The following is an 8,955-nucleotide window of genomic DNA, read 5'->3' on the forward strand; positions in this document are numbered from 1 at the left end:
CCGCTTACAGCTCCGTGCCGCTGTGGCGTCCCGCCGGCGGCTGGACCTGCTGCGACAGCGGCGGGTACTGCATCGGAGGGTCGACGCTGGGTGGTACGCCGGGGATGCCGCCCTGCACTGGGGTGCGAGCCTCGGCTTCGGCCTTGGCCACCGCCCTTGCGATCTCAGGATCGGTCTGCGTGGTGAACCACTCGGCGACCTCGTCGCTGTCGTCCTCGGGCTTGGGCAGGTTCTCCTCGACCGGTGACGGCTGGTAGCGGAACACGCCGTCGTCGCCGGGCGCACCCAGCATCTTGGTGAAGCCCTGCAGGGCCGCACCGAAATCGCTTGGCACCAACCAGACCTTGTTGGCCTCACCCTTGGCCATCTGCGGCAGCGTCTGCAGGTACTGATAGGCCAGCATCTCCGGGGTGGGGCGACCGGCCTTGATCGCGGCGAACGTCTTCTCGATGGCCTTCGCCTGGCCCTGGGCGACCAGGTATTGGGCTGCCCGCTCGCCCTGGGCGCGCAGCATGCGCGACTGCCGGTCGGCCTCGGCGGCGAGGACGGCGGCTTGTTTTGCGCCTTCCGCCGCGAGGATCTGCGCCTGCTTCTGGCCTTCGGCCTGCTTGATCGAGGCCTCCCTGCTGCCCTCGGCCGTCAGGATCATTGCGCGCTTCTCGCGGTCGGCCCTCATCTGCTTTTCCATCGAGTCCTGGATCGACGGCGGCGGGTCAATCGACCGCAACTCGACCCGAGCCACCCGCAGACCCCACCTGCCGGTGGCCTCGTCGAGCACGCCGCGTAGCTGCCCGTTGATCTGGTCACGCGAGGTCAGGGTCTGCTCGAGCGTCATGCCGCCGACGACGTTTCGCAGCGTCGTGGTGGTCAGTTGCTCGACGCCGACGATGTAGTTGCTGATCTGGTAGACCGCCGCCTGCGGGTTGGTGACCTGGAAGTAGACGACGGTGTCGATGTTGACGGTCAAGTTGTCCTCGGTGATCACCGGCTGCGGAGGGAACGACACCACCCGCTCACGCAGGTCCACCCGCGCGCGGATCTTGTCGACGAACGGCAACAGCAACGTCAGCTGGCCCGACACTGTCTTGCTGTAACGGCCAAGCCGCTCGATGACAGCGGCCTCCGCCTGCGGGATCAGCGCGACGGACTTGGCCACGACGATGGCGGCAAAGACCACCAGCACGCCCACCAGAATCAGGCCGGCGACGGCACCTTCCATGACTGTTCCTTCCGTGTTGTCTGGGCGTGACCCAGGCTTTCCTCTAGACGACTTTTGACACGACGGCAGTGGCGCCGTCGATGTGTACGACAGTGACGTTGTCTCCTGGCTCGTAGACATCCTCGGCGTTGTACGGCCGCGCCGTCCAGATTTCGCCGTCGAGTTTCACCTGGCCTTCATGGCGAGCGACCCGGTCGAGCACCAGCGCGCTCTTTCCCTCGAGCTCCTTTGGCCGATCAGGCAGGCCGGTGCCCGCGGCAAACCGGCGGCGCAGTACCGGGCGGACCAGTACCAACAGCAGGACCGAGACCACCAGGAAAACAGCCCCGTCGATCACGTAGTTGTCGAAGATCAGGTTTGAGCCGACGGCGGCAAGGGCTCCACCGCTGAGCATGAGCAGGAACAGATCACCTGTCAGCGCCTCCGCGCCGGCCAGGCCCAGCGCGGCTATTAGCCAGATCAACCAAACGGGCATGGCGTCAGCCTAACGCGTAGCCGACCCAATACGCGGCTAACTATTACACTGCGAGCATCATGTGGTGTCCCAGTGTTTCGTTGTCGGTTTGGGCCAATGCCTGGCTTGCGGGCGCGGCCGCGCCCGACGATGTCCTGGACGCGTTATCGCAATGGGCGCCAAGACATTCCGTCACGGCCTACGACTCGGTGGCGGCCGGCCGCACGGGGCTGCCATGGCCGGACCTCAACCATGCGGGCGCGGTCTCCCTTCTGCAGACGCTGCGCACCGCGGCGGGTCGGGCAGCCGGCGGGCCCTCGATCGGGGTCGCGTTGCCGGTGCCAGGGGATGTGCGGGGCCTTCCCGCCGGCACCCAGTTTCAGCGCGACGCGGTGACGACCGGCGAGGCGATCATCGTCACCCGCGATCCGTCATCCGCGATCGGCTTGGTCCCGGACTTTGAGTATGACGACATCGACGACGACGCGGAGTTCGAACCGGAGCCTTGTGCGCTGTCGTGGACGGTGTACTCGGTGCCGGGCGCACTGGTGCCCGAGTACCTTGACCTCGGCGAAGCCGAGTATGCGTTGCGGTCGGCGGTCCGTTCGGCAGCGGATGCCTTCGGCGCGCTGCGCGCGGGCGCGGCAGGAGCCGACGTGGCCGACCCTCGCGCGCTCGTCGAACAGGTGCTGGAATCCGCGCGGCTGCACCGCATTCCCGACCACGCCCCGACGCGGGCGATGCGGGTCCTGGAGAACGCAGCGCATGTCGACGCGATCATCACCGTCAGCTCCGGATTGATCCCGAGCGGGTTGCATAGCTCGGCGGAGGTGCAGATCGCCAGCGATGCGCTGCGCCCACTGGCCGGTGTGGTGCGCTCGGCACGGATGGCGGCGCTCGGCGCGATTCTGCACTCCGCCTGGCAAAGCTAGCCCGACTGCTCACCAGCCCCATTGCCACCAGGGTCGGTCGTGGCCCCACCCGTAGCCGCCGTGCCACCCGTACCCGCCGTGGTAGCCGTAGCCGCCGCGATAACCGCCTCCGTGATAGCCGCCTCCGCCGTGAAAACCGGCAGGGACACTGGCGATCGCAGCCGGCCGATCCGGCGCGGGATCCGCGGCCGCGGCAGGTGCGGTGGCGATAGCTATCGCGGCAGCACCTGCCGCAATCGCCGATGTGATGGACTTAAGTCCTTTTCGCATAGTGTCACTCCTTCGAAAGCCCTTGTCTTGCTGCGCTTTCCAGAGTGGCTCAGCCATGACCCGAAGGCGTCACGGCTGACCACCAACTGATCCCCCTGCCAGCTGGAATACCGGCAGTTCCCGTTGGCAGGAGGCGAAGACGGGTGCCAGCGTGGACGACACGTTTCGGATGAGAGGCCACTGTAGGAGTCAGCCGGATCACGGCCACCATCGAAGGAGTGCGAACATGCGATTCAAATCGACCTACATCACACCACTGTTGGCGGCCGGGGCTGCCGCTGTCGCGATTGCGGCTGCGCCCGCAGCCGCTGCCGCTCCGACGACGGCCTCGCAACCCAGTACGGCCCAGATGTCCTGCGGCAGCGTGGGCGCGGGAAGCGAATGCATAACGCCCGGCAACGCGCAGATCAATGACTCCCCTCCCGGGGTTGACTACTACCCCTACGGCGGCGAGGGTTTCCTGCTCGGCGGGTTCGGCGGTTTCCACGGCGGACACCGGTAACAGCAGATCACGAATCCTCGACCGGGATTCTCGCGAAAAGTGAAGTCCCGCTGCCGGGAACACTGGAGACTTCCAATTCGCCGCCAAGCGCCTCAACGCGGTCCTTGAGGCCGATGAGCCCAGAGCCTTTGCCCGTGTCGGCCCCGCCGATACCGTCGTCAGCGATTGTCAGGCGGATCTCGGATCCCAAAGCGTCGACGCTCACGTTCACCTCAGACGCTTGTGCGTGCTTGGCAGCGTTTGTGAGCGCTTCGGCCACAACGTAATACGCGGCTACTTCGGCGGACTCAGGCAACCTTCGGTCGACACTGAGGTCAAGCGCAACCGGGACGGTGGAGCGGCGGGCCAGCGTCTTGATCGCCGGGCCGAGTCCACCTCTCGACAGGATCGCCGGGTGGATTCCGCGCGATATCTCCTGCAGATCCTCCGAGACGCCGGTCAAACCGCCGACGATGTCGGAGATCTGCGCCTTCAACGCTGGATGCTCGGGCGGCACCGCCGCCTCGGCGGCGCGCATTTGCAGCCCGAGCGAGACGAGGCGTTGTTGGGCACCGTCGTGCAGGTCGCGTTCGAAACGGCGTCGAGCGCCATCCGCGGCCGCAACGATTCTGGCCCGAGAAGCGGTGAGCTCGGCGCGGGCCTGTGCGTTGGCGATCGCGGTCGCGACCAGGTCCGCGAAGTCGCCGACCCGCATCTCGGTGTCGGCAGGCAGGGGTTCGGGACTCATCGACCCGATGATCGCGGCGCCCCACAGCCGGCCGTTCACCGCGATCGGAGTGCCGACACCCGAGTGCAATCCCAGCTCGCTGATGTACTTTGCATCGCGACCGGCCGCTTCGTCGTGGCTGTCGATCCGGGCCGGGCGCCCTGTTCGCAAGATCGTCGCCGCGACAGTGTCGCCCTGCGCCGAGAACCGTTTGCCGGCAAGCATCTTCTTCGATCCCGGTTCGTCCCGCGCCGCGAGCACGACGGCAGTGCCGTCGGGCTCATAGCGGACCAGAGCCGAATGGTGCACACCCAGGCACCGTGCCAATTCCTGTGCCACCGCCGAGAACACCTCGGAGGAAGGCACCGCATGCGCGACAAGCATCGCGACTCGTCGCAATGCGGCCTGCTGCTCCGCCAGCACATGCAGCTCATCTCGGCTTGACTCGGCTTCCCTGCGCCGTTGATTTGCCTCTGCGGCACGTAACCGCGCCTGACCCACGAGAATGTTGGCCAGAAGGGCAACGGGCAAGAAGATGGCAATGGCCATCGCATCGTCGGGGCCGATCGGGGTGAAGTTTCCGTCGGGCTGCAGGTGAAAGTAGAAGTAGGCAAGACCGCTTGCCAGCGACGTCGTCACAGCGAGCCCGAAACCCCACCCGGCGGAGACCACCAGCACGCCGAGCAAGAAGACCGCACCAAAAGTGTTCTCGGGGGCGGCCTTCCTGAGCAGAAACACCAGAAGCGTCTCCGCCACGATGAACGACGCAGCAACCACGATCCCCAGCCACAGTGGCGGCGCCGTCGGGCGCACCAGCAGCGCCAGCAGCCGCGCACGGGCCCCTGATGTTGATCCCGGCCGGCTAGCCAGCTGTGGCAGTTTGTCTGTCATATCACCCTTGGCGGACTTCGACGTGCCGCAATCTCAATGCTAACCGTCGCACGGTTACCGCTAGCGGGAATGCGCTCCGATGGCCGGCATTGAGAAACTGAATTCATGGTGATGCGAGTCGTGCTGTGCGTTGCCTAATCGTTGATGACAGCGCCTATTTCGTCGACGCAGCGCGCGGTCTGCTCGAGCCACAAGGCATTGCCGTCGTCGGCGTCGCATCGACTTGCGTTGAGGCGCTTGTCCGCTTCGCCGAATTGCAGCCAGATGTGACGCTCATCGACATCGAACTCGGCACGGAAAGCGGCTTTGAACTCGCCGACAGAATCCATCGAGCGGCGGGCCCGACGCCGTCACCGGTGATACTCGTCTCCACGCACGCGGCGCAGGACTTCTCCGACATGATCGCGACGAGTCCAGCTGTGGGGTTCCTGTCAAAGTGGGCCCTTACGCCTGAGGCCATCCGCGATCTCGTACACAGATCAGCGGGCCTCGAGGAAGGTGATCACCGCTAACACCCGGCGGTGATCGTCGGTGGTCTCCGGAAGGTTCAACTTGGTGAGGATGCTCCGCACGTGCTTCTCGACGGTGCCCTCGGTCACCCAAAGCCGGTGAGCGATACCTGCGTTCGAGCGACCCTCGGCCATCAGTGCCAGCACCTCGCGCTCGCGCGGGCTGAGGGCGGCCAGTGGGTCGTCACGTCGACGCGCTGACACCAGCTCCTGCACAAGTGCGGGATCCACGACGGACGCGCCCTTGGCGATCCGCTCGAGCGTGTCGATGAAGTCGGCCACGTCGGTCACTCGGCTCTTGAGTAGATAGCCGATTCCGTGGCCGCTGGCCAGCAGTTCCATCGCATGTTCGACGTCGACGTGCGCCGACAGCACCAGCACGGCGGTTTCGGGAAGCTCCTCGCGGATCACTCGCGCCGCATCGAGCCCTTCAGTGGTATGACTCGGAGGCATCCGGATGTCCGTCACGACCAGCTCGGGCGTCACGTCGCGGACCAGCGTCAACAGCTGCACACCGTCGCCCGCCTGCCCCACGACGTCGAAGCCGGAGCGTTGGAGCAGGCTGGCCAATCCCTCACGAAGCAGGACGTCGTCCTCGGCCACGACCACGCGCACCGGAGCTGTCATGCAACCATCTTGCACTCAAACGGATGCCTAACATCGTCGGTCGAGCGTATCGAGGGAAATCTCCGTACGGAAGTTCATGGCGTGAAACCCATTTCGAACAGTTCACGCCGTAATCTGCGCAGTGCGGAGTGCAGCCTTGACTTCACGGTCCCGTCAGGAATCCCTAGGTCGGCCGCGATCCGCGCCGTCGTCCACCCCAGGAAGTACGAGCGCCGGATCACCGCTCGGTGCTCGGGGGTCAGCCGAGCCATCGCGTTGTCGATCAACTGCCGGTCGAGCATGGCGTTCTCCGCGTCCAAGGAGTCGTGCTCAGGTACGTCCAGGCCCTCGGGTGTGCTCACCTCACTGCGGAACCGTAGGCTGCGGCGTTCGTCGATGATCATGTTGCGCGCGACGGTGAACAGCCATGCCCGCGCGGATCGCTCACTGTCACTGACAACCTCGGGGTGCTGCCATGCACGCAGCAGGGTCTCCTGAACGACGTCCTGAGCGCGGGCCCGGTCACCGGTCAACCGCGTGGCGTATCGCCACAACGCGGCGGCGTGCTCGTCGTAGAGGCCCTCGACCCTGGCGGCAGCCTCGCTGCTATCGGCGAAATCGGTTGTAATAAAGTCTATTTCCACATTGGTCGTCATGCCTTCGCCTTTTCCATGGTTGACGAGACTGGGTCGCGTACACAGCGGGGAGATGGCGACTCCTTGACATCGACACTGCATTCGCGAGGACCAAAGTGCAGGTTGCAGCAACGCTAGTAGTGGCACTACCCGTCTCGATCCTCGAGCATCCGACGCTGCGTGAATATGCCCGCTGAACAGGGGAAAAGGGCTCGGTAGCACTGCGACAGCAACGCCACGGTTCCAGCTAGCTGGGGTCCGGAAATGGGCGCCAGCCACAGCGACAACATCTGGCGGACGGGCAATTGTGGAAACAGGAACGGCGCAACAACCGAATGGGCTACCCACCAAAACCGCTGAGGCACAAAATGAACCGCAACGCCGCGTTGATCGGCCAATTCCTCAGCACGCGCCGGCGTCAGCTCAAACGCTCACACCTGGGCCTGCCTCCCATCGGCGGACGAACGGGCTGCGCACTGCGTCGCGAAGAAGTGGCCTACTTGGCCGGCGTCAGCATCACCTGGTACACGTGGCTCGAACAGGGCCGCAACGTCACGCCGTCGCGGCAGGTAATCGATTCGCTCGCAAGGACTTTGCGGTTGTCGCACGCCGAACATGGCTACCTCTTGTCGCTAGCCGGCTACTGCACTCCGCATCCCGCCGAAGAACCGAGTCCCGGCACCGTCCTTGCTAGCGTCCAGCGGCTGCTCAGCGCGCTCACGGACTACCCGGCGCTGGCGATCGCCCAGGACTGGACCGTGCTGGCATGGAACGCCGCATACGTGGCGCTGTATCCGAACATCGCAACCGTCGCCGCGGCCGACCGCAATTTCCTGTGGCTGCTCTTCACCGACCCCTACCTGCGCACGCTGATGCCGGACTGGGAGTTCACCTGCCAGTACAACGTCGCGTCGTTTCGGGCGGAGGCCGGTGGCCGGCTTGACGAGCCGCCCTTCTCCGAGCTTGTGAGTCGGCTTCTTGCCACCAGCGAGGCGTTCCGCGCCGCATGGGCGGGCTACGACATTGACAGGCTGCCCTCCCGTGAGCGGCTGTTCCGTCACCCCGAGGCCGGTGATCTTCACGTGGAACAACACAGCCTTGCGCCTACCGCCCATCCCGGCCTGCAATTGGTGATGTTCACGCCAGTATCGACCACCGACACCGCCGAGCGGTTACGTCGCCTCCGCCCGGTTTGCAGCTAGCGGGTATCGCCGCGGTCGGGCTGACGGGTAGCGATGTTGGGCGCCAGCGTCGACGACACGGGCGGGCACCGTGGGCGATGGTAGTGCCATGGTCACCTCCCACGAACCACTTCAGGCACCAACCAGACTTGCGAGCCAACCCACGATCGTCGGGATAGGCCCGTTCGACGACGCAGACCACGCGCACCTGCTGGTCACTGCCTTCGCCGCCGTGCGGTGCCGGTACCCAGTGCAACTCGTCCTCCTCGGGACGGGCGTACATCGCGTCGCCGTCTTGCGGCATGTGCTGGCACAGGGTGTCGGCAACAGCGTGCACCTGATCAGGCATTCCAAGGTGCGGTGGTCGGACGTGATCGCCGCCGCGGATATCGTCGTGCCCAGCCCCACAACGGAACCCACGACGTTGCTGGATGTACTGGCACTCGGCCGGCCCGTGGTCGCACCTGCCAACCCGGCAACCGTGCGGATGATCGTCCCGAGCAGTGTTGGACTGGTCTACCGGCCAGACGCCGCGTCAGGAATGGCCGACGCCCTGCTGCGCCTTTTGACCATGCCCGAACTTCGTCACGGAATGGGCTGCCGCGCAACTGAGGTCACGCGGCGATACGCGCTGCACCGTATCCTGCATCAGCCACAGTCAGGCGTACACGCCACACCGTCGATCGAAAATCCGTATAGCGGAACAGGATCCGAAGCACGCAGCCGCGTCGGTTCGCGCCCTTGACGCACCTCGTCGATGAGATCGGCAGCCAGCCGTGCGAACCGCGGGTCAGCGTTGGGCGTGCTGGCCCGCGCAAACGCGATGCCCGCCCGTTGCGCCTGCTGCCGCAGTTCCTGGTCGAGGTCCCACACCACCTCGATGTGATCGGCGACGAACCCGATGGGGCAGATGATCACCGACTTGATGCCGGCTTGGGCCAGCGTCGTCAAGTGGTCGGAGATGTCGGGTTCGAGCCACGGAACCTGCGGTGGTCCGGAACGTGACTGCCACACCTGGTCGTAGTCGTCATAGCCCGCCGCCTCGGCAAC

The 8,955-nt window shown here is 65.5% G+C and carries 12 protein-coding genes; 5 read left to right on the forward strand and 7 right to left on the reverse strand.

From position 1 onward, the window contains the following. Positions 1 to 4: 4 nt before the first annotated feature. The gene (locus tag VFH65_RS17845) at positions 5 to 1,219 is read right to left on the reverse strand and encodes an SPFH domain-containing protein (protein ID WP_353323241.1); all 1,215 of its coding nucleotides are present in this window, start codon (positions 1,217 to 1,219) and stop codon (positions 5 to 7) included. Between the two features lie 43 nt (positions 1,220 to 1,262). Next, positions 1,263 to 1,694, reverse strand: coding sequence for an NfeD family protein (locus VFH65_RS17850; protein WP_353323243.1), 432 nt, complete (start codon positions 1,692 to 1,694; stop codon positions 1,263 to 1,265). A gap of 59 nt (positions 1,695 to 1,753) precedes the next feature. Between VFH65_RS17850 and VFH65_RS17855 the strand changes: the two genes are divergently transcribed. Next, a complete protein-coding gene (locus VFH65_RS17855; RefSeq protein WP_353323244.1) occupies positions 1,754 to 2,605 on the forward strand; it encodes a hypothetical protein in 852 nt (283 codons plus the stop codon). A 9-nt stretch (positions 2,606 to 2,614) separates the two neighbouring features. Here VFH65_RS17855 and VFH65_RS17860 read toward each other — a convergent pair whose 3' ends face one another. Continuing rightward, complete coding sequence (locus VFH65_RS17860; protein WP_353323245.1) at positions 2,615 to 2,875, reverse strand: hypothetical protein; 261 nt, start codon at positions 2,873 to 2,875, stop codon at positions 2,615 to 2,617. A gap of 226 nt (positions 2,876 to 3,101) precedes the next feature. Here VFH65_RS17860 and VFH65_RS17865 point away from each other — a divergent pair, with 226 nt between their 5' ends. Continuing rightward, the gene (locus VFH65_RS17865) at positions 3,102 to 3,377 is read left to right on the forward strand and encodes a hypothetical protein (RefSeq protein ID WP_353323246.1); all 276 of its coding nucleotides are present in this window, start codon (positions 3,102 to 3,104) and stop codon (positions 3,375 to 3,377) included. Positions 3,378 to 3,384: 7 nt separating this feature from the next. Here VFH65_RS17865 and VFH65_RS17870 read toward each other — a convergent pair whose 3' ends face one another. Next, complete coding sequence (locus VFH65_RS17870; RefSeq protein ID WP_353323247.1) at positions 3,385 to 4,974, reverse strand: DUF4118 domain-containing protein; 1,590 nt, start codon at positions 4,972 to 4,974, stop codon at positions 3,385 to 3,387. A gap of 125 nt (positions 4,975 to 5,099) precedes the next feature. Here VFH65_RS17870 and VFH65_RS17875 point away from each other — a divergent pair, with 125 nt between their 5' ends. Next, positions 5,100 to 5,486, forward strand: coding sequence for a response regulator (locus VFH65_RS17875; RefSeq protein ID WP_353323249.1), 387 nt, complete (start codon positions 5,100 to 5,102; stop codon positions 5,484 to 5,486). Here VFH65_RS17875 and VFH65_RS17880 read toward each other — a convergent pair. Together VFH65_RS17880 and VFH65_RS17885 are read right to left on the reverse strand one after the other, a co-directional pair. Further along, complete coding sequence (locus VFH65_RS17880; RefSeq protein WP_353323250.1) at positions 5,454 to 6,110, reverse strand: response regulator transcription factor; 657 nt, start codon at positions 6,108 to 6,110, stop codon at positions 5,454 to 5,456. The genes VFH65_RS17875 and VFH65_RS17880 overlap by 33 nt on opposite strands. A gap of 74 nt (positions 6,111 to 6,184) precedes the next feature. Beyond that, the gene (locus tag VFH65_RS17885) at positions 6,185 to 6,745 is read right to left on the reverse strand and encodes a sigma-70 family RNA polymerase sigma factor (protein ID WP_353323252.1); all 561 of its coding nucleotides are present in this window, start codon (positions 6,743 to 6,745) and stop codon (positions 6,185 to 6,187) included. Between the two features lie 347 nt (positions 6,746 to 7,092). Between VFH65_RS17885 and VFH65_RS17890 the strand changes: the two genes are divergently transcribed. Then, positions 7,093 to 7,926: a helix-turn-helix transcriptional regulator gene (locus tag VFH65_RS17890; protein ID WP_353323254.1), complete on the forward strand. Its 834-nt coding sequence runs from the start codon at positions 7,093 to 7,095 to the stop codon at positions 7,924 to 7,926. Between the two features lie 88 nt (positions 7,927 to 8,014). Beyond that, positions 8,015 to 8,650 carry a glycosyltransferase gene (locus VFH65_RS17895; RefSeq protein WP_353323255.1) on the forward strand — a complete coding sequence of 212 codons (636 nt, stop codon included), beginning with the start codon at positions 8,015 to 8,017 and terminating at the stop codon, positions 8,648 to 8,650. Here the strand turns inward: VFH65_RS17895 and VFH65_RS17900 are convergent. Next, positions 8,554 to 8,955, reverse strand: a 402-nt coding sequence (locus VFH65_RS17900) for a ferrochelatase (RefSeq protein WP_353323256.1), incomplete at its 5' end; no start/stop codon positions are given. The genes VFH65_RS17895 and VFH65_RS17900 overlap by 97 nt on opposite strands.

The sequence above is a fragment of the Mycobacterium sp. genome (genome assembly GCF_035697385.1).
In the GTDB taxonomy this organism is placed as follows: Bacteria; Actinomycetota; Actinomycetes; order Mycobacteriales; family Mycobacteriaceae; genus Mycobacterium.